Source organism: Methanobrevibacter arboriphilus JCM 13429 = DSM 1125 (assembly GCF_002072215.1).
GTDB classification, from domain to species: domain Archaea; phylum Methanobacteriota; class Methanobacteria; order Methanobacteriales; family Methanobacteriaceae; genus Methanobinarius; species Methanobinarius arboriphilicus.
This window is the reverse complement of record NZ_JXMW01000028.1, coordinates 1-20,254: the sequence shown is the minus strand read 5'-3', so window position 1 is coordinate 20,254 and position 20,254 is coordinate 1. Positions and strand designations below refer to the sequence as shown.

The window sequence follows — 20,254 nt, the reverse complement described above, 5'->3', positions numbered from 1 at the left end:
GCCAAGAATACCTAAACATCAGAAAATAATAATTATTTCTTAAATATATGCTTAATTATTCCCATAAGAATATATAATATAGTTATTATAAAAATGATAGTTGCAGGGATATTTATGCCCATATAAATTAGTTTATACGGAACAATAGTTAAAATGACCAATATTGCACAAATAAGCAATATTTTTGGATTATTTAGTTTTGAATACTTAATATTACTTATCATTAAAAATCCAACTACTATCATTAAAAACATAGCCAAGTATATATTAAAAAATCCAGTTAATATAAATGAAGCCAAAATGATTCCTGCAGTTGGAATAGGTATTCCAATAAATCCATTAAAATCTATCTTCTCAGCAATAACATTAAAACGAGTAAGGCGTAATACTCCACAAATAACCACAAATAATGATATAATAGCTAATAAATAATCCAAATAATGAATTTGACTAGATAAACCTAAGATTTCCATATAAATTTTTCCTGAACAATACAAAAGTATTCCTGGAGCAACACCAAAAGAAACAATATCAGATAAAGAATCAATGTTTTTCCCAAAACCATGATTATCAACTCTAGATAATTTTCTAGCTACCCATCCATCTAAAGAGTCAAAAATTAGTGCAATAATTATGAAAGTTGCAGAAATAACTATCTGGTTATTTATAGCCATCAAAATCGCTAAAAACCCAAATGATAAATTCAACAATGAAATCAGATCAGGCACTGCCATGAAACATCCTATATTAGTTTTTTTTAATTCCATAATTTGACTCCTAAAAATGTTTTTATTTTGATTATTTATTAATATTTGCTTTTAAACGGCGAAAAAAAGATAATAAAGAAACAAATTATCTAAAACAAGTAAATTAAATCATATGAAATAAATTAAACAGTTTTAAATAAATGTTGTATTAGTCTTTATATTTGTATTGTTCTTTATATTTTCAATTTGAATAGTTATAGTTTAAATTCGAATATAATTATTCTATTATTATTTCTATTATTATAAACTTGTTAATAAATGAGATAAATAAATTTTGTATCACTTCTTTAAAAAAAAATATAAAAAAAATATAAAAAATATAAAAAAAATATGTTAAACACATTAATAAAAATAACATTTATAAAAAAATAACGTATTATTGTAAAAGTTATTGAAAAATTATAAAAATTCTTAAAAGTATAATTAAAATGCAAAAATTTTGTAAAAGTTCAAAGTAAAACGTTAAAATAAAAATTATAGAAAATTAGTTATTTATTGCATATCTGTTTAGAGATATATTAATATTTTTTAGTAATATATTAATATAATAAAAAATCAATAATAAATAGTGATCAAAATGAAAGATTTAAATGAAAAAAACTTTTTTAAATTTGAAAGAAAAAAATTAGATTTCCCTTTCTATAATGATAATCCTAAATTAAGCATTGCACGATGGGTTCTTTTAGCAATATCAGTTATAATACCTTTTATATTAATTTTCACGCCCCATTCATTTGGAGGGCGTTTTGAAAATTTGCTATATTTTATACTGCCTTTTTTATTTTTTGGTATTGTAACAAACTGGAAATATGATTTAATATGTAAAAAATTTCAAAAAAATGATTTTAAGTTAATTCCAATCTTAATAATCTTAGAATTTATTTTCTCAATTACTGTAGGATTTATCATGATGCATATTTTTAATATGCATATCCAAAGTAATCCTGTTTTTACAGAGTTAAATTCATTGTTTTTCTGGGTATTATTCCCTTTTCAGATTTTTGGTGAAGAGCTATTGAAAATTATACCGTTTTTAATATTTTTAACAATTTTTTACAAAGTTACTGAAAATAGAAAGATAAGCATAGTTATTTCAACAATAATTGTTTTAATAATATTTGGATTAATACATTTACCTGCTTATGATAATTTAATTTCTGTATTGCTTATTCAGGGATTGGGATCAATATTTACAATGTTTGCTTATTTGAAAACAAAGAACATTTTTGTATCCTTTTTAATACATTTAATCTTTGATACAATAACATTTTTACCAGGTTTACTAATATTATAAAAATATAATCATTATTATAATCATTATAATAAAATTAATTGATTATTATATTATTATAGTTAATTCTATTATTATAGTTATAAATAGTATTATAATCTAATAATTTATAAAGAAATTATACAAATTAATTATTATAAAATAACTATAAAAATAATTATAGAAATAATTATAGAAATATTAGAAAATAATTAGTATAATAATCAAGATTAAATTATTAATTTAAAAATATTAGTAAAATAAATGGTATAAATAGTAAAATAAATTATAATAAGCTTATTAGAAATAAAATTATTAGAAATAAACTTACTAGAAATAAACTTATTATATTTTAAATCATAATATTTTTCATTAATTTTTTATTTTCATATTATTTTCATATTTTTTATTTTTACATTTTTATTAATTCTTTATTAGATTGTTTTTACAATTTCAGAATAATCAATGGTGAACAAATGAACATTTTAGGAATAGATGAAGCAGGGCGAGGTCCTGTAATTGGTCCATTAATAGTTGCAGGAGTTGTAATTCCTGATGAAAAGATTCCGGTATTAGAAAGAATGGGCATAAAAGACTCAAAAAAATTAACACCAACACGAAGAAAAGTTTTATCCCGAAAATTAAAAAATATGTTTGAATATGAAACTGTTGAAATAACAGCCCAAGACATTGATAAATTAAGGGCAAATGATGTTAATTTAAATGAAATAGAGAAAATAGCTATGTTAAAAATTATTAATCAATTAGATTGTGACTGCGTAATTATAGACTCTGTTGATGTAAAACCAAAAAGATTAGAAAAGGAAATAAAATCTATTACAAGGAGCACTAATGTTATATCTGAGCATAAGGCCGATGATAAATACATTCAAGTGGCAGCAGCATCTATAATAGCCAAATATGAAAGAGATATGATAATAGAACACTTAAAAAAGGATTATAGAAAAATAGGGGAAATGGGATCAGGATATCCAAGTGATCCTAAAACTAAAAAGTTTTTAGAAAAATTTACTTACGATGAGATGCCAGATATAGTTAGAAAATCCTGGAAAACAGTGCAAAATATTAAAAAAAGCTCTAAAAAGAATTAAATAATTTATAATTAAATTTAAATCATTATCAACTTAAATAATAAGCTAATTTTTAAATAACTTTTAAATAATACTTATATAATATTTATATCTTATTTAACTATATATTTCTAAATAATTTCTAAATAACTTCTAAATAGCTTCTGAATAGCTTCTGAATAATTTTTAAATAGCTATTAAAAATAACTATTAAATAATTATTAAATAATTTTAAATAGTTATTAAATAAAATTTTTAAATATATAGTTAAATAAGATAATTGTTAAATAATTATTAAATAAAATAATTGTCAATATAATTTTAATATAATTGTTAATTATTAATTGATAATAATTAAGAGAATATATTAATAATATTATTTAGGAAAGTGATAATATCATTAATAAAATAGATAATTTATAATATAAAAATTTATGAAATACAATTTTGTGATACAATTTTGTAATATACAAGTTATAATATACAAATCTATAATATATAATTTTATAATATAAAAATTTATAATATACAAATTTATAATATACAAATTTACATTGTTATAATAACTACTTAGAGGATAATATGATAATCGAATTTTTAACAGGCATATTTAATAGTCTTTTAGAGATATTCCAAAGTGGAGGAATAATAACATACATAATAGTTCTTATCGGAATTTATGGTTTACTAACATCAATACAAAAAATACGTTATCTTAGAAGTATAAGTAAATCTGATACTACTGAAATTATGGGAACTGTCATAGAAGCAATGAACAGAGGAGGTGCTATCGAAGCACTAAAATCAATAAGCCACTACAAAAATCCTGTTTCAAAAATTATATCTGAAGCTCTTAAAATAGGATATAAGAATAAAACTGAAGTTGAAGAAGGAATGGAACAAGTTTTCATTGTTGAATTAAGTAAAATGACAAAGGGTCTTAATACTTTAAAAACAATAATTGAACTTGCACCATTTTTAGGACTTATTGGGACAGTGATTGGTATTTGGATGACTTTTAGAACATTGGGAGTTGAGGCAAATAGTACTGCAATGGCAGAAGGAATATATATTGCACTTATCACAACAATAGTTGGTTTAGCTACAGCAATTATATTATTACCAATTCAAACTTATATAAAAAGCCTCATATCTACAGAAATGGATAAAATAGAGTTAGCTAATAAAATGACTAACTGGAGTTACGCAGTTGCTAAAATTAAAGTTAGTGAAAATGTACCTTGTGCATTAGAAGCATTAAAAGAGGCTGAAGGAATAGTTAACACAAGAGAGATAATTGGAGATGATATTACCCAATCCAACATACAAATATCATTTAAGCCAAGTATGCTTGAAAAAAGTATAAACAATATCATATTAGAAAAATGTGATATAAAATCAGAAATAACTGAAAGTAAATTGAAACAATAAAAACTATGAAGGTATTATATGTCATTAGATATTGAAAGACATAAAGAAAAATTAAAGGATACAAGTCCCCAATTTAACCTTGTTCCATTTATTGATATTTTATTCACACTATTAATATTCTTAGTAGTTACAAGTAGCTTTAGTGGTGGAGGAATCCAAGATGCTACAGATGGTGCTACAGGAAAACCTAATATAACTGATACAACTGGGAATTCTGAGTATTATTTAATACCAGTAGCAGGTTTAGAGAAGGTTATTGTGAATGGACAAGATATGTCCCCACTTATTAAAGATCATGCCATAGCTGTTCAGACGAAGGTTATAGATGAAGGAGAAATTAGTATAAAACCAAAAGAAAGATCTATTATTATTGTAACACCTCCAGGCATGAGTCCAGAACAAGCAGTACGTTCTCCAAATTGAAGTACCTAAACTGGAAATTAAACAAAAACAATAAATTTTGAAATATTTTTTATTAATATTATTAAGAATATTATTACTAATATAATTATTAATATTTATTAATTCTATTACTAGCATTTTTATATTACTAGTATTGATTATATTATTATTGTTGTTTATTATTGTTATTAATATTATTATCTAATTTAAGAGAGAATAGCTAAATAAATAAAAAGAATAACAAATAAAGAAATAATAAAAAAATAAAGAGGGAATAAAATGTATTTAGGAAGAATAGTATCCGCAGGAATGAATAAAGAAGGAAATCCATTCATAGCATATAGAGTATCTAGTAGGTCTTTTCCAAATAGAATGGCGAAAAGTTTTAAAGATAAAGCAGCTATAATACCAAAAGAAGGATATGAAACAGATATATTTGAAAATGCATATATAGCTTACAATTGTGTCAAAATCATTGATAACATAGCCATAGTTTCTAATGGATCCCATACCGATGTTATAGCAGATAAAATATCTGTAGGAATGAATATAAAAGATGCTTTGACAATATCCTTAATGGCAATGGATTATGAAAAAGATGATTATAATACTCCTAGAATAGCAGCAGTTATAAAGCCAAAAACTAATGAAGAAGAATATGAAGGTTATATTGGAATAGTAACTCATGAAAAAATATTAGTAGAGAAAATAAGTAAAAATAAAGCTTTTTTCATATCAACATACGAATGCCAATCTCCTAAAGAAGTAGATTTTATAGCAAGTGATTCAGAATCCTCTGCAAAATTCATACTTGATGAAGGTGAATTTGAAAATTTTACAAATCCTGTAGCTTCTGTAGGGTCAGTGTTTGATGGAAAATGGAAAATCAAATCAATAAACTTGTGATTATTTATTAATTATTATATTTAATTAGAATTAATAAGATATAGAATCAATAAGATATTAAATATAAAAAATATATTAAATATAAAAAATCAATGGTTTTAAATTATGAAATTAGAACTTTTTGGATTAACAGAAATTCCTTTAGTAATAAAAGGAGAGGATATTGATGAGCTAATATTATCTTCTCTTAAAAAACAAAAAGACAGCTTGAAAAATGGAGATATAATATTAATAGCAGAAACACTAATATCAAAAGCTGAAGGAAATTATATTGACTTAAAAAAAATAAATCCTAGCTCTAAAGCTAAAAAATTAGCAGAAAAAAGTAAAAAAGATCCAAAACTTGTTGAATCAATAATCAATGAATCTAAAGAAATTATAGCAGTCGGTCCTGATTTTATTATTAGTGAAACTAAACATGGATTTGTTTGTGCAAATGCAGGAATTGATGAATCCAATGTTGAAGAAGGATTAGCCACCCCAATGCCAATAGACCCTGATAAATCAGCAAAAAAGATTTATGAATCTTTAAAAAATAAAACTGGAAAGAACATAGGAGTTATAATAACTGACACTCAAGGAAGAGCTTTTAGAAATGGGGCAGTGGGTGTAGCTATTGGTTGTATTGGAATTTCCCCCATTTGGAAGAGGATTGGAGAAAAAGACCTTTATGGGCGAGAACTTCAAACTACTGAAATAGGTGTTGCAGATGAATTAGCTGCTGCTGCATCACTTTTAATGGGTCAAGCCAACGAAGGGGTTCCAATAGTAATAATAAGAGGCTTTGAAAATTTTGATAAACTAAAAAATACTCAATCAAATATAAAACCATTGATAAGAGAAAAAGAATTTGATGTATTTAGAAATTAATCATTTTAAAAGAATATTCTTATATAATAAATTATTTTTATATAGTAATTTTGTTTATATAATAATTTATGTTTATAGTAATTTATTTTTATAAAATAAATTTATAAAGAGATCAGGAGATAATTAAATATGGGAACTGAGTTTTTAAAAATAAAAGAAGCAGATGAAGCAAAAAAAATCATAAAAAATCTTTTTGATGAACTTTATCCCCAAAAATCAATAAATATTCCTATTGAAGATAGTCATGATCAAGTTATTTTTAAAGATATTGCTGCCTTAATGGATCTTCCTCCATTTAATCGTTCACTTATGGATGGATATGCTGTAAAAGCAGAAGATACATTTGGAGCTACTGATGAAGCTCCTAAAATATTAAAGTGTATTGATAGTATTGAAGCAGGTTCATTTAGTGAAAAAACGATTGAAAATGGAGAGTGCATTGAAATAAGTACCGGTGCACCTATTCCAAATGGATCAGATGCAATAGCTATGGTTGAATTTACTGACCGAGAAAATGAAAATGAAGAATATGATAAGATTTACATTTTAAAAAGTGTAGCTCCAAATCAAGATGTGGCACTTCAAGGGTCTGATATTAAAAAAGATATGCTACTTTTAAAAGAAAAAACAATCATTAGTCCTGATAAGATAGGTGTTTTAGCAGGTCAAGGTATAAAAGAGGTTGAAGTGTTTAAAAAACCTAAAATTGGAGTAATATCTACTGGAAACGAGCTTGTAATGGAAAATGAGTCTATTGAATATGGTAAAATATATGATGTTAATAGCTATTCTATTAAAAATGCAGCCATATCCAATGGAGCTGAAGCTGTTTCTAAAGGAATAGTAAAAGATAATTACCATGAATTAAAAACAAATATAGAAAATTCACTTAAAGATTCAGATATTATTGTTTGTTCAGGTGGAACTTCAGCAGGAGTTGGAGATGTATTAAGAAATGTTTTAGAGGATATTGGAGAAGTAATTCTTCATGGAATTTCAGTAAAACCAGGAAAACCTACAATTATTGGAAAAGTAGGTAAAAAGGTTGTTATTGGGCTTCCAGGAAATCCTGTATCAGCATTAATCATTTTTTATGTTTTTATAATACCAAATATTAGGAAAATAGCTGGAAAACCTGGTGAAAGTAATTCAAAAGTTAATGTTACTTTATCTAAAAGGATTCATTCACCAAAAGGGAGAATGCATTATAGTTTAGTACATGTGAAAGAAAATCTTGCTTATCCTATTATAAAAGACTCTGGTGCAATAACATCTCTTGCTCATGCAGACGGATATATAAAAATTCCAAAAAATATAGAGCTTTTAGATGAAGGGGAAAAAGTTACAGTCACACTTTTTAAATAAATTAATAAATTAATATTATAAATTAAATAAAATTAAAATAAGTTAGTAATGATAAGATAAATTAATAATAATAAGATAAATTAAATAAGGATAAAATAAATTAATTAAGGATAAGATAAATTAATTAGGGTTAAGATAAATTATAGTAAAATAAATCAAATATGGTGAAAAAATGGAAATAGAAGATAAAATAATTGAAGAGGAAAAATTAGCTATAATTAATTATAATGGAAATGTTGAAGATATGGATATACTTATTGCAAAGTTACTTTCATGGGCAGAAGCTAACAAGGTTAAGGTTGTTGGAAGTCCATTTGCTATTTATTTTACTAGTCCTCAAAACACAAAGCCTGATGAAATGGTTTATGATATAGGAATTCCTGTTTCAAAAGATACTGAGCTTAGTGAAGAAGGTGAAATAAAAGTAGTGGAACTTTTAGAACATAGGGTTATATCAATTATTCATAAAGGATCTTATGAAACATTAAGTGAATCTTATAAAGAAATGGTTGAATATTCAATTAAACACAATTATGATATTATTGGTTCTCCTAAAGAAATTTATATCAATAGCCCTCATGAAGTTCAAGAAGAAGAGTTACTTACTGAAATTCAATTTCCAGTTATAAAAATGTAGGTTTCCATTCAGTTTTCTACTGTTTTTAACACACTTTCTATTTTTTCTTAATACAGAAAAAATAGTATAAATTTTCATTTGAAAAATGTTAAAAAATTAGCTAGCCACTTACTTCTTATTTTTATTAATTAACTAGTATCCCATAATAACATTTTATTTTACTTCTATTTCTTATATTTGTAAATATTCTATTGTTTAGTCTAATGAAATTATGTGCATATAAACTTTGGATAATCTCTAAGTTATTTCCATCTAAATATAAGTGCTGTCCTCTTAGTTTTCTGAAATCATGGGTGTTTAGATATATTTTTCGCAGATAATTCTTTTAAGGTACTAACTTGATTAATTCTCAAATCAAGTTTTTTAGCTATCTGGGATGTCACCTTTTTATAATTTGTTTAGGAATTTCTATTTGAATAGGTCTTGGTATTTGTATATTGTGTTTATTAATATTTTTATTATTTTACATTAATAGAGCCTTTTAATCTTTTAGTCTTTTTATTTTAACTTTTTTATTTATAAATCCTTAATAAATTATATAAAGAAAAATAATGAAATTTAAATATTAAAAGTTTAAAATATAAACAGTATAATTTAAATACATAGCTATAGTGACCCATATTATATAAGGTATTAATATTATTCCTGCTAATTTATATACTCTATAAAAAACAATTATATTTAGAAGTATAAATAACCATAATAAGATAATGATTCCAAGTCCACCATTTAAAGAGTGAAATCCAAAGAAAACTATAGACCATAGTAAATTTAAACCCAGTTGTACAGCAAACACATATAATGCTATTTTAACTTTTTTATCTTTAATTCCATCTTTCCAAACAAAAAATAGACCGATACTGATTAAAATATAAAGAATATTCCATACAATTGGAAAAACCCAGCCGGCAGGTGTCCAACTTGGTTTTGCAAGGGAAGCATACCATGTAGATATTTCAGGGTATGTGATAAAAGATCCTATTAAAGCAATTATATAAACAATTAATAAAGAAATTCCCAATTTAATAATATCTTCTTTTTTAAAATTTTCCATTATAATAACCCCTATAAAAATATTAAAGATGATATTGAAAATGACACTGAAAATAATAAACCAAATAATAAACTAAACATTAAATTAAATATCAAATTAAATAATAAATCAAATAATAATTTAAGACAATTTTAATATGTTAAAAATATTTTTTGTATATATTATATATTATGTATATAAAAATATATAAATATTATGTAAAATGTAATAAAAACAATTTAAAATACTATTATTCATATGGAAGTTAGTATACATGAAGAACAAATAATATGAATGTTCTAAAGCTAAATAATTAGATAAATAATTGATATTTAAAGAAAACTGCTAAAGAAAGAATAAGATAATATATTAAATATAAATACTAATATGAAATATATAGTTATATTATGAAAAAAATGAATACAAAAGAAATGATTATTGACTCTATAAAATACTCTCTAAAAGGAAAAAAAGATTTCATTTTTTTTGGATTTCTTTTATGGTCTATAAGTTTTAGTATATATATTACTAATGAATATTCAATATTAGGTATTATATTGTTTATCCCAATATCAATTTTTCTGTTTATAGAAGGAGGATATATTGCTACAATAATTGAAAATACTTTATTTGGCTCAGATAATCATCCTAAATTCAAAAATATCAAAAATTTAATCTGGAGAGGAATAAAAGAACTTTTAATATTGTTAGTTTATTCAACAATACCTATTATAATATTAATAATAGCAATTTTTGAAATTATAATATTTTCAGATGATATTTCAACTTTAATACTGCTAATAATATTTATTTTCTCATTATTTTTCTCATTAGTGATCATGCAAAGTGCAATTATACACTATGAATATAAGCATTCAAAATTAAGAACAGCATTTGAAATTAAAACAATATTAAAAAAATTAAAAAATATGGGGTTTAGTAATTTAATAAGCTCATTTTCATTATTGTTATTATTTACATTAATCATTCAGCCTATTTTATCTGATATTTCTGAAAATATGCACCCGTTAATATTAATAATTATGAGTTTTACTATACTGCCATTTTTAACAGTATTTTCAGCACGATTCACAGGATTAATAGGAAGATATCATTTTAAAGAAGATTAATCTTAATAGGATAATTATGTTTTTGAGGGTTTTCTGAGTGTTTTCCTAAATATTTTCCTAAGTATTTTCCTAAGTATTTTTCTGAATATTTTTCTGAGTATTTTTTTGATTATGTTTCTAACTAATTTTCTTTAAATATACATTTTAATGTTTCTATAACATCATGATTCTCTTCTTCTGCAACTTTTTTAATATTTGAAGACATATCATGAAATATTTTATTAACAATAGATCTAGACATATTGTCAATTATTTTAGCACTACCTTCAATATCTGAAAGCTTAGAAGAAGCTTTTAAAGCTTCTTTTGTTCGGATATTCTCCATTGATAAACGAATATCAGCTAAAATATCTTCCACTTCCATTAATTTAAAAGAATTTTTAAGTAATGTGAATTCAGAGTCTATTATTTTTTCTGCTTCTTTAACTTCATTTTCTCTTAATTCTTTATTTTTATAAGCAATTCCTCTTAGATCATCAATATTGAAAAGTTTAACACCAATATTTTCAACATCTTCATCAATATCTCTGGGGTTAGCTATATCAATCATAATTATTGATGAAGATTTTTTAGTATCTATAAAATTCTCAATTCTTTCTTTGTTTAAAATAGTATGTGGTGCTCCAGTAGCACTTATTATAACATCTGCTGTTGGTAAACATTGACTTAGTTCATCGAGAAGAATAGCTTTTCCATTGAGTTCTTCAGCTAATCTAACAGCCCTATAATAAGTCCTATTTGCAACAAAAATAGCTTTTAAATTCTTTTCAGCGAGAGCTTTAGCCACTAATTTCCCCATTTTTCCAGCACCAATCACTAAAACATGTTTACCTTCCAAATTCCCAATATTTTCCTCTGCCAAATCCACAGCTGCAGATCCAATAGAAACAGAGCCCCTATTTATATTAGTCCTTTGTCTTACAACTTGCCCAACATGAATAGCTTTTGTAAAAAGAGCATCAAGTACCTTACCACAATGATTTTCACCAATACTTCTTTTTTTAGCACTTTTAATTTGACCTAATATCTGATCTTCACCAATTATCATTGATTCCAACCCAGAAGCCATTCTGAAAAGATGAATTATAGCTATATCATCATAATGAATAATTATATTTTCATTATCTGTTTTTAAACAATCATTTTCATAGCTAACAATATCAGTATTTATATAATACTCAACTCTATTACAAGTACTTATTTCAATATATTCTTGAACATCCAATTCTTCTTTAAGATTATGAAATATCACTTCCAAATCTTTCGCTGTTTTTTCCATTGTTTCAATGCTTGCAAGTTTATGATCTACTCTCAGATTGATTATCAACAACTATCCCCCATTACTATCTATCATTACTATTTATCATTGCTATTTATCATATTATCTATCATTATTGTTATCATTATTGTTTATAATTTTTTCAACATAATTTTCAGCTTCTTTTAACTTTCCTTCTTTTAAAAGTTTGGAAATATTAGAATTATTAAGAATTTTATAGAGGTATTCTTTTCTAACTTTTTGATTATCAAATTTTTCCTTTAAAATTTTTCTTGAGAAATCTTGAAGCTTGATTTGAAGTATATCTTCATCAGAAACTATGTTTTGAATCTTTTTTCTAAGCTCACGAGCCATTAAAGGGCTTTTTCCATTAGTAAATATCGATATCTGAATATCATCGATACAAAAACTGGTTGGAACAACAAGGTCTCCTTTTTCAGGGAAATCTGCCCTATTTAACAATTTATCTTTACTAATATGTGAAACATAATCATTGTTAGCTTTATCTCCACTAGCTACCACTACAATATCTGCCCAGTCAACTAATTTTTTATAGGTCTCTTTAGATCCATCTTCTTCTAAAATTGCTCCTTTATCAGATAAATCTTTTGATATTTTATTACCAGACAAGATAACTTTTGAGCCATTTTCAAGAAATCTATCTGCTCTTCGATGTGCAACCTCACCAGTACCTAATATAAATACCTTTTTTCCATTAACATCTAAAAAAAGTGAAGTCCATCCCATAAAAAGCCCTCTATAAATATAAATTAATTAATAAAAATGTAAAATATAATAAAATTTAAATAAAGATAGAAATACAAAGTATATTTAAAATATAATCATAAATCATTCGATTATATTCTATTAATTAATTATAAATTATAATTAGCTAGAATATTAATTATAAATATAATTAGCTAGAATATTAACTATAAATTATAATAATAAATTTTAATTATAAATTTTATTTATGAATTTATTTAACTATGAATTTTATTTAATTATAAAATATATTTAATTATAAACTATATTTAATTATAAATCTTATATTATTAATAAGATTTATTATATCAAGATATTATAAAAAATATTTATTCTGAATTCTCTAAAGCCTTCATCCTAAGTAATTTCATAGCAGTCCTTAAATCATTATCACAATCATGAAGAACCTTAAATGCCTCTTCATCACTAATTGAAAAAGCATCAGCTAGAGCATTAACATTATCATCACTATTACTAATATCACTCCCTACTAAAGCTTCTGATAATTGTTTTTTTAGAGTTAAATACTCATCTACATCCATATCAATATTTCTTAAAACCATATCCCTTAGTGGGCAAGGTTTTGATGTTTTACAACACCAGACTAAAGATCCAAAACAAGTTCCTGCTCCTTCACCAAGTCTAGTTTTTTTTGCAAAGTCCTCCTTAATATCCATGTATTCTTGAGGAGTTAAATTTACATCATCAAGAGCATGTAATATTGGACAAGGTTTTACTGGTGGACAACAAAAAGCTAATGCCCTACTGTCTCCACCCCTACATACATGTGATGGTGCATCATCCCATACCATTAATAATCCTCCGATAAGATTTATATATTTAATTGTAATTATTTAATAATAATATTTATTATTTACTATAATATTAGTCATTTTTCTCAACTAATTTTAAAATATAAGTCAACAATGACTTACTATATCTAATTAAAATATATATAACTTATTATTTAACTTAATTAATAAAAAATTTATTAATAAAAGATATAGTAATAAAGAATATACTAATAAAATTAATATATAATAAAAATGATATTATTGTTAATATTAATTAGATAAATAGTAATAATTTTATAAATATTAATAATTTTTTATAATTATTAAATTATAAATATAATTTAGCTAAAAGAATTTATAATTAATTTAGCATTTTTTCTTCTTCCTCAGGAGTCAATTCTTTTACTATATCTTTAGGATCTCCTATTTTAAGGATTTTTCCTCCTCTCATTAAAGCAGTTCTATCACACACATCGATTACAAAATCCATATCATGAGAAATAATAATAAAACTTTGTTCTAATTCTTCTCTAGCTTTCAATATAGAATCTGTAACTTGTACTCTTGTAATAGGATCCATTGTTCCAGTTGGTTCATCCAATATTATTATATTAGGCTCTTTAATTAATACTTGGGCAATTGCTACCCTATGACGTTCTCCACCACTTAGTTCATTAGGTTCTTTATTTAATATAGTGTTAGAATACTCATTATCAAAGCCTACTGCATTTAATGTGTGAATAGCTTTCATCTTAGCAAACTCTGCAGGAAGTTCTAAGCTTATAGAATCAGTTAAATTTTCAAGAACAGACCTATAAGGATACAATGAATATTCTTGATGAAGTAATCCAATATAAGGTATAACTCTACCCCTACCTAAAGGACCTGGCTTAGTCATATCAATCCATTCATCCCCTAATTTAACTTTTATTTCCCCACTACTAGGTTCAGTTAAACCAATCAGCATTCTTGATAATGTAGTTTTTCCAGACCCACTAAGACCAACAATTCCAAATATTTCATTTTTATTGATGTTTAGGTCAACACCATCAACAGCTTTAATAACTCCTCTTTCAATAGAATAATAATGTTTTTTAGCATCTTTTACATCAATTACTGGCCCACCATATTCAACTTCATCAACTTTTTTAGGTAAAGGTACAGTTTCTAAGAAATGCTTTACAACCTCAGTTGAAGGTCCTTTTTCAATAATTTCCCCATTATCTAACCATATAACTTGATCTGCAAGTTTATTCATTACTTCTGGCCAATGAGAAGTGATTACCATGGTTATTCCCTTATTTTTAACACCATTAATTAATGTTTGATGGAGATATTCTGCAGTTTGTGGATCTAAAGTTCCAGTTGGCTCATCAGCTAAAAATAGCATAGGTTCTTTAGCCATTTGTCTTGCAAGAACGACTCTCTGTTTTTCCCCACCACTTAAATCACGGGCAACATGAGTAATTCTATGACTCATCTGAACCATATCAAGAAGATCTAAAGCTTTATAAAGATTATCTTCATATTCACCCTCTTCCATTGCTCTTAAAACATTTTCTATTACAGTTTCTCTTTCATAAAGAGCAAAATTCCTTTGAAGCATTATTGCTATTCTTTTTCTGATTTCTGCAAAGTCTTTTCTATCAGAATGCCAAAAATCAACAGTTTTAGCTTTTAATTCACCCCCACATTTACAAGTTTCCCCTACTTTTGATGGAGGCTCTACATGAGAACATTTATTACATATAGCTATGTTGAAAATCATCTGTCCACTATCTGGCTTATACTCTTTAGTTCCCCTTAACATATTTATTAGAACAGATTTTCCACAGCCACTTCTACCAAGAATTCCAAGAACATTTCCTTCTTCGATTTCAACATTCAAATTTTTTAAAACAGCAACTCCATTGAATGTTTTTGTAATGTTTTTAAGTTCTATAAAAGACATATCTCCACCTTTAAAAATTAATTGATTGTATATCAATAATATCTTGATTAAGTATTCAAAATAAAATATTAAACGATTTAATAATATAATTATCGTTATATTTATTTGATTATTAAAATACACTCTCAGTATTATAATATTCACGCTTATAACATTTAAAATTAATGTTTGTATAATTTTTATAATACTTTACTATTTAATTGTAATAATTCAATAGATAATCATAATACCCTGTTATTTCTATCATAATAATTTAATATAATACCATAATACTTTACTTTTTATCATTATATTTAAATGTTTTATTAAAATCTAATACATTATAATATAAAATGTTTTATTAAAATCTAATATATTATAATATAAAATGTTTTATTAAAATCTAATATATTATAATAATAAATATTTTATTATTATAATTAATATATACTATAATTAATACTATTACTATAATTAATTCTCTCAATATAATTAACACATTATGAGTTAATACATATGATATATATTATAATTGATATCTAATTAATATTGACATCTAATCTAATAATTTCATATTTTAGAAATATCAAAATTTAATTTTCCATTAATTGCAGCTCTCCCAATTGATATTCCAGATGCACCAGAATTAATCATCTTTTGTCCACTTTCAATATCAGTAATAGAATTATTTCCAATGATAAAAATATTTGTTTCATTAGCTATTTTCTTTATTATATCAAAATCTGCAGTAGGAAACCCTGGTTTCATCGCATCAATATGAAGATAGTCTGCACCAGCCTTTTCCACTGTTTTAGCTATATTTACACTATCAACGCCTTGAACATTTGCTCTAACTTTAACAGAAACTTTTTGTTTTGATTTTAATTTTTTAACAACCTCACTAACAAAATCATTTAGTTTGTTAAGATTAGTAAGCATTTCCTGTCCACAGCCAATTTCTAAAAATTCTTTCTGTCTGCAATGTGCATTAATCTCTATAATATCTAAATTATTAATTTTACTAATTTCTATAATTGGTTCTGGCGAAATAGCACGAAGATTAACCGAAACATCAATTTCAGGGTGTTTATTTTTTATTATATTTACTTCACTTTCAATATGAGAAACCAAATCTTCTTCAGATATATTAAACTCAGCCCTTCCTCTTTTTAGAATTTTTTCCCCAGCATTTATTGTTTTATTATCTGTATTATAACCTCCAAGAGTAATAACATCAAATCCATATGGAATAAGTTTCAATGCAAAGTTACTATTGGATATTCCTGCCATTGGAGCAAGTACTTTAATCATATTATCTCCATATTTAAATTTCAACATCTGAATAATCTAATACTATTAATAATCGTAGTAGTCTTAGTAATCTTAATAATGTTAATAATATTAATGATAATAACCTAATAATATAATAATCTTAATGGTATTGATGATATTAATAGTATTAATAATCTTAATAAGTAATGTTAATAATATTAATGATATTATAATCTAATATATAATCTGTGATAAATTTATATAATTTTAAATGAATCTAAAAAATAATATTCCAAAATAAAAACCATTTAATAAAATGATTTTTTTATTAATAAAATTGTGAAACAATATTAGATATTATTTGAAATAATCATTAAATATTAATTTTAAATGATTATTAAATATCAATCTAATAAAATTTATAATTTAATAAAAGTATATAATTTAATAAAGTATATAATCTAATAAAGTCTATAACTTAATAAAATCTAAATTTATTGTAAATATAATTTATTACAACCTTTACTTTATTATAATCTATAATTTTTATAATTTATATTTTATTATAATATGATTATTAGTTATGATTATTATTTATGATCATTAGTTTGTTTTTTCTAAAACATAAACCAATTCTTCATTATTTCTTTCTCTTATTTCTTCAAGACCTAGATCTGCCATATAAGCAGCATCTTCAGCATTATCACTTCTTCCAACACCAGCTTTTAAAGGTATATCGATTTCTTCATCGATTTCTTCAATTATTTCCATTAAATCTTTGGTAGTTAATTCATTACACGGAGACATGAAATTATCCCCACCTATAAAGAATAAAAGAGCACCTTTTTCAATTAATTTTGTCATAAGATAATGTTGAGCTTTATTAACAAGGAAATTAGTATCAAATGCAGGTATAATATCGGTTAAAGATTCTGTAATTCCATTTATATCTATATGTGCCATCTGAACAAAGCTATCTTCTGGTTTTACAAGTGAATCAATAGCTAAAATTTCAGTTCTATCTTCAGATTGAGCCCCTCCATTTTTTTGAAGAACTTCAGTGGCTATTTTTTGAGCTTCATATGGTGTTTTTGCAGTTCCAACACCCATACTAATAGTAATAGGGTATCTGTTTCTTATTGATCTTTGGATTCTCATATGGTCTTCTTCATTAAGACCATTTGTTACTGCCAGCATATTATCAAATCTAGTATAAAATACAAGTCCTTTTTTCATAGCTATCTGTCTTTGAACATCTGCAAATAATTCTGCTTGTAAAATTTGAAGATCTGATTCGTTTCGAGGGTTTGGAGTAACTGTCCATGGGCCGTAATTATCAATCTGAATTAATGTCATTTGTATCATATTAATCTCACCTTAATATTAAAGTAAATATCACATATAGATTTTTACAATAGAACCTTTTCATCACATTTATCCTTTTTATTATTGGTACTTAAATATATTTTTATATATTTTAATCATTCTAACAATATTCTAGCTAACTCTTCTTTATCAGAAATAGTTTTCATATTAGTATTAGTTACAAGAACTTCTTCAATTATATTCTCTATATTATTCTTTAGCTTTGTATCGACAACATCAATTACAAATTTGTCTAAAAAGCTCTTATAAATTGATGCAACACCAAAAGAAGAAACTTCATAACCCATAGACCCCATAAATTTCCCAGCAGGTCCACTAACAGGATTATCTCCTATTATAGGAGAAACTGCAACTACATAGCTATTTTTCAGTGCTTTTTCAACTCCTTCAAGATTAACTATTGGGAGAATTGAAGTTATAGGATTTGAAGGTCCAATAATAACCATTTCTGAGTTTTCTATTGTCTCTATAATATTTGAACTAGGGTTTATATCAGTGTATTCTATTCCAAATACTTTTGGTTTGGTTTGATGCTTTATTAAGAATTCATGAAACTTAAGGTGACCTATATCTGTTTTTACAATTATTTCAGAGTGTTCATCACTCATTGGAATTACTTTTGATTCTATTCCCATCTTTTTTCTTTGAATATCCACAGCTTTACTAAGCCCATACTTTTCCATGAGAATTGTCTTTTGGATCTTTGTAGCTCTATCCTGATCCCCTATTCTTAGAAGTTCTGGACAATCTAATTTTTCAAGAGATTCATTTGTAAAAAATGTATCTCCTTTAATCCCATACCAAGTTTCATCATTTATAATATCAGCTAAAGTATAAAGAACTGTATCAATATCTGCTGCTACATATACACCAGAAAAGTAATCATTTTCAACAGTATTAACAATTATATTCAAATCAGAAGGACTATGAATATTTTTAATTCCTTGAATTAATTTTGGAGTTCCTGTTCCACCAGATAATATCGCGATCAAATTAATAACCTTTTTTTATCTATATTTTTAAACTTAATGAAATAGATTTATATTAATTAAATAGGTTTGAATTGAAATTAAACAAGTTTAAATTAATTGAATATATCTAAATTAATAATCAATATAGTTTAATAATTTAAATTAATTTTATTGGTTTATATAATTTTATATTTTATTTTGATAATAATAAAATACTAAATAATAATATTATATAATAATACTATATAATAATATTATATGATAATACCCTATTAGGTTTATTATGTTAACTTTAGATTCAATATTTTAAAATAATAATAATAATAATAATAATAAAAATAATAATAATAATTTTATTAGCTAAATTGTTAATTAATACTTTTTAATAAGATTTTTAATTAAAATCAGTGTTATTTCATAAATCGATATACTGGATTATATTTTATTAAATCTAAAAATTTAAAAAAAAATGAAGTAAAAATAGGAGAGAAAAAAATAAGTCTCCATCTGTAAATAAAATATTTTAAACTAATTATAAGTTTCTTTATTTTTTTGTTTGTTACTTGAATATTAAGTTTTTTTCTTACTGTAAACTATTGTTTGAGTTTTCTGATTTGTTTTAAGATTTTTAGCAACACTATAAACAGCAATACCTTTCTTTTTATAAGATGTGTTTTTAGTCACCTTAATCTTAGTTATTTTATGTGATTTCAGAGCTTTAACACTATAAGCCTTAAACACACTCCTTGGATGATAATTAGTATAAGTATATCTAGAAACTCTAATGTTTCGACCATTATAAACAGGCTTATTACGTTTTATAATATAGCTTATAACACCAACACCAGAGCCCAAATTCTTAACAACCACCTTCAATATTCTGGTTTTCTTATTATAAGAAGTACTTAATATTCTTTGTAGTTTTAGGAGTTTTAAGAGAATATCTACTGTTAAT

The 20,254-nt window shown here is 24.4% G+C and carries 20 protein-coding genes; 9 read left to right on the top strand and 11 right to left on the bottom strand.

The window, feature by feature from the left end:
* Positions 1–32 precede the first annotated feature (32 nt).
* On the bottom strand, positions 33–767 hold the full coding sequence (locus MBBAR_RS08885; RefSeq protein WP_080461002.1) for an archaetidylserine synthase: 735 nt from the start codon (positions 765–767) through the stop codon (positions 33–35).
* A 577-nt stretch (positions 768–1,344) separates the two neighbouring features.
* Here MBBAR_RS08885 and MBBAR_RS08880 point away from each other — a divergent pair.
* Positions 1,345–2,061: a CPBP family glutamic-type intramembrane protease gene (locus MBBAR_RS08880; protein ID WP_080461001.1), complete on the top strand. Its 717-nt coding sequence runs from the start codon at positions 1,345–1,347 to the stop codon at positions 2,059–2,061.
* Between the two features lie 421 nt (positions 2,062–2,482).
* On the opposite strand, the gene MBBAR_RS10575 is transcribed toward MBBAR_RS08880, so the two are convergent.
* A complete protein-coding gene (locus MBBAR_RS10575) occupies positions 2,483–2,626 on the bottom strand; it encodes a hypothetical protein (protein WP_249025061.1) in 144 nt (47 codons plus the stop codon).
* On the opposite strand from MBBAR_RS10575, the gene rnhB reads away from it, so the two are divergent.
* The 7 genes from rnhB (at position 2,568) to MBBAR_RS08845 (ending at position 8,739) form a co-directional block, all read left to right on the top strand.
* Positions 2,568–3,149, top strand: a complete 582-nt coding sequence (gene rnhB / locus MBBAR_RS08875) for a ribonuclease HII (protein WP_249025059.1) — start codon at positions 2,568–2,570, stop codon at positions 3,147–3,149. The genes MBBAR_RS10575 and rnhB overlap by 59 nt on opposite strands.
* Before the next feature lie 561 nt (positions 3,150–3,710).
* On the top strand, positions 3,711–4,559 hold the full coding sequence (locus MBBAR_RS08870; protein WP_080460999.1) for a MotA/TolQ/ExbB proton channel family protein: 849 nt from the start codon (positions 3,711–3,713) through the stop codon (positions 4,557–4,559).
* 18 nt (positions 4,560–4,577) lie between these two features.
* Positions 4,578–4,982: an ExbD/TolR family protein gene (locus tag MBBAR_RS08865; protein WP_080460998.1), complete on the top strand. Its 405-nt coding sequence runs from the start codon at positions 4,578–4,580 to the stop codon at positions 4,980–4,982.
* Between the two features lie 258 nt (positions 4,983–5,240).
* Entirely contained in the window at positions 5,241–5,867 is a 627-nt protein-coding gene (locus MBBAR_RS08860; protein WP_080460997.1) for an IMP cyclohydrolase, read from the top strand.
* A 105-nt stretch (positions 5,868–5,972) separates the two neighbouring features.
* Complete coding sequence (locus tag MBBAR_RS08855) at positions 5,973–6,737, top strand: coenzyme F420-0:L-glutamate ligase (RefSeq protein ID WP_080460996.1); 765 nt, start codon at positions 5,973–5,975, stop codon at positions 6,735–6,737.
* 129 nt (positions 6,738–6,866) lie between these two features.
* Positions 6,867–8,102: a molybdenum cofactor synthesis domain-containing protein gene (locus MBBAR_RS08850; RefSeq protein WP_080460995.1), complete on the top strand. Its 1,236-nt coding sequence runs from the start codon at positions 6,867–6,869 to the stop codon at positions 8,100–8,102.
* Positions 8,103–8,274: 172 nt separating this feature from the next.
* Positions 8,275–8,739 (top strand): GyrI-like domain-containing protein, encoded by a 465-nt coding sequence (locus MBBAR_RS08845; RefSeq protein ID WP_080460994.1) that lies wholly within the window; start codon positions 8,275–8,277, stop codon positions 8,737–8,739.
* 565 nt (positions 8,740–9,304) lie between these two features.
* Here the strand turns inward: MBBAR_RS08845 and MBBAR_RS08840 are convergent.
* A complete protein-coding gene (locus MBBAR_RS08840) occupies positions 9,305–9,793 on the bottom strand; it encodes a TspO/MBR family protein (protein WP_080460993.1) in 489 nt (162 codons plus the stop codon).
* 386 nt (positions 9,794–10,179) lie between these two features.
* Between MBBAR_RS08840 and MBBAR_RS08835 the strand changes: the two genes are divergently transcribed.
* Entirely contained in the window at positions 10,180–10,902 is a 723-nt protein-coding gene (locus MBBAR_RS08835) for a DUF4013 domain-containing protein (protein WP_080460992.1), read from the top strand.
* Between the two features lie 121 nt (positions 10,903–11,023).
* Here the strand turns inward: MBBAR_RS08835 and hemA are convergent, their stop codons facing one another.
* The 8 genes from hemA to MBBAR_RS10350 form a co-directional block, all read right to left on the bottom strand.
* Complete coding sequence (gene hemA, locus MBBAR_RS08830) at positions 11,024–12,229, bottom strand: glutamyl-tRNA reductase (RefSeq protein WP_080460991.1); 1,206 nt, start codon at positions 12,227–12,229, stop codon at positions 11,024–11,026.
* Positions 12,230–12,283: 54 nt separating this feature from the next.
* Complete coding sequence (locus tag MBBAR_RS08825; protein ID WP_080460990.1) at positions 12,284–12,928, bottom strand: precorrin-2 dehydrogenase/sirohydrochlorin ferrochelatase family protein; 645 nt, start codon at positions 12,926–12,928, stop codon at positions 12,284–12,286.
* 347 nt (positions 12,929–13,275) lie between these two features.
* A complete protein-coding gene (locus tag MBBAR_RS08820; protein ID WP_080460989.1) occupies positions 13,276–13,758 on the bottom strand; it encodes a methanogenesis marker 9 domain-containing protein in 483 nt (160 codons plus the stop codon).
* A gap of 343 nt (positions 13,759–14,101) precedes the next feature.
* Positions 14,102–15,691 carry a methyl coenzyme M reductase system, component A2 gene (gene atwA, locus MBBAR_RS08815; protein WP_080460988.1) on the bottom strand — a complete coding sequence of 530 codons (1,590 nt, stop codon included), beginning with the start codon at positions 15,689–15,691 and terminating at the stop codon, positions 14,102–14,104.
* Positions 15,692–16,240: 549 nt separating this feature from the next.
* Positions 16,241–16,960, bottom strand: a complete 720-nt coding sequence (locus MBBAR_RS08810; RefSeq protein ID WP_080461028.1) for an MJ0144 family RNA dihydrouridine synthase-like protein — start codon at positions 16,958–16,960, stop codon at positions 16,241–16,243.
* Between the two features lie 585 nt (positions 16,961–17,545).
* A complete protein-coding gene (locus tag MBBAR_RS08805) occupies positions 17,546–18,307 on the bottom strand; it encodes a GTP cyclohydrolase IIa (RefSeq protein ID WP_042703209.1) in 762 nt (253 codons plus the stop codon).
* Between the two features lie 116 nt (positions 18,308–18,423).
* Positions 18,424–19,320, bottom strand: coding sequence for a 2-phospho-L-lactate transferase (cofD, locus tag MBBAR_RS08800; protein WP_080460987.1), 897 nt, complete (start codon positions 19,318–19,320; stop codon positions 18,424–18,426).
* Positions 19,321–19,869: 549 nt separating this feature from the next.
* Positions 19,870–20,254: hypothetical protein (locus MBBAR_RS10350; RefSeq protein ID WP_158082572.1), on the bottom strand; the 385-nt coding region annotated here is incomplete at its 5' end.

What these genes read in the sequence shown, in the direction of transcription:
- MBBAR_RS08885 (WP_080461002.1), bottom strand. Translation starts at nt 767, where the DNA reads ATGGAATTAAAAAAAACTAATATAGGATGTTTCATGGCAGTGCCTGAT.
- MBBAR_RS08810 (WP_080461028.1), bottom strand. Translation starts at nt 16,960, where the DNA reads ATGGCAGGAATATCCAATAGTAACTTTGCATTGAAACTTATTCCATAT.
- atwA (WP_080460988.1), bottom strand. Translation starts at nt 15,691, where the DNA reads ATGTCTTTTATAGAACTTAAAAACATTACAAAAACATTCAATGGAGTT.
- MBBAR_RS08850 (WP_080460995.1), top strand. Translation starts at nt 6,867, where the DNA reads ATGGGAACTGAGTTTTTAAAAATAAAAGAAGCAGATGAAGCAAAAAAA.
- MBBAR_RS08840 (WP_080460993.1), bottom strand. Translation starts at nt 9,793, where the DNA reads ATGGAAAATTTTAAAAAAGAAGATATTATTAAATTGGGAATTTCTTTA.
- MBBAR_RS08835 (WP_080460992.1), top strand. Translation starts at nt 10,180, where the DNA reads ATGAAAAAAATGAATACAAAAGAAATGATTATTGACTCTATAAAATAC.
- MBBAR_RS08805 (WP_042703209.1), bottom strand. Translation starts at nt 18,307, where the DNA reads ATGATACAAATGACATTAATTCAGATTGATAATTACGGCCCATGGACA.
- MBBAR_RS08860 (WP_080460997.1), top strand. Translation starts at nt 5,241, where the DNA reads ATGTATTTAGGAAGAATAGTATCCGCAGGAATGAATAAAGAAGGAAAT.
- MBBAR_RS08845 (WP_080460994.1), top strand. Translation starts at nt 8,275, where the DNA reads ATGGAAATAGAAGATAAAATAATTGAAGAGGAAAAATTAGCTATAATT.
- MBBAR_RS08820 (WP_080460989.1), bottom strand. Translation starts at nt 13,758, where the DNA reads ATGGTATGGGATGATGCACCATCACATGTATGTAGGGGTGGAGACAGT.
- MBBAR_RS10575 (WP_249025061.1), bottom strand. Translation starts at nt 2,626, where the DNA reads ATGCCCATTCTTTCTAATACCGGAATCTTTTCATCAGGAATTACAACT.
- MBBAR_RS08855 (WP_080460996.1), top strand. Translation starts at nt 5,973, where the DNA reads ATGAAATTAGAACTTTTTGGATTAACAGAAATTCCTTTAGTAATAAAA.
- MBBAR_RS08870 (WP_080460999.1), top strand. Translation starts at nt 3,711, where the DNA reads ATGATAATCGAATTTTTAACAGGCATATTTAATAGTCTTTTAGAGATA.
- MBBAR_RS08880 (WP_080461001.1), top strand. Translation starts at nt 1,345, where the DNA reads ATGAAAGATTTAAATGAAAAAAACTTTTTTAAATTTGAAAGAAAAAAA.
- MBBAR_RS08865 (WP_080460998.1), top strand. Translation starts at nt 4,578, where the DNA reads ATGTCATTAGATATTGAAAGACATAAAGAAAAATTAAAGGATACAAGT.
- MBBAR_RS08825 (WP_080460990.1), bottom strand. Translation starts at nt 12,928, where the DNA reads ATGGGATGGACTTCACTTTTTTTAGATGTTAATGGAAAAAAGGTATTT.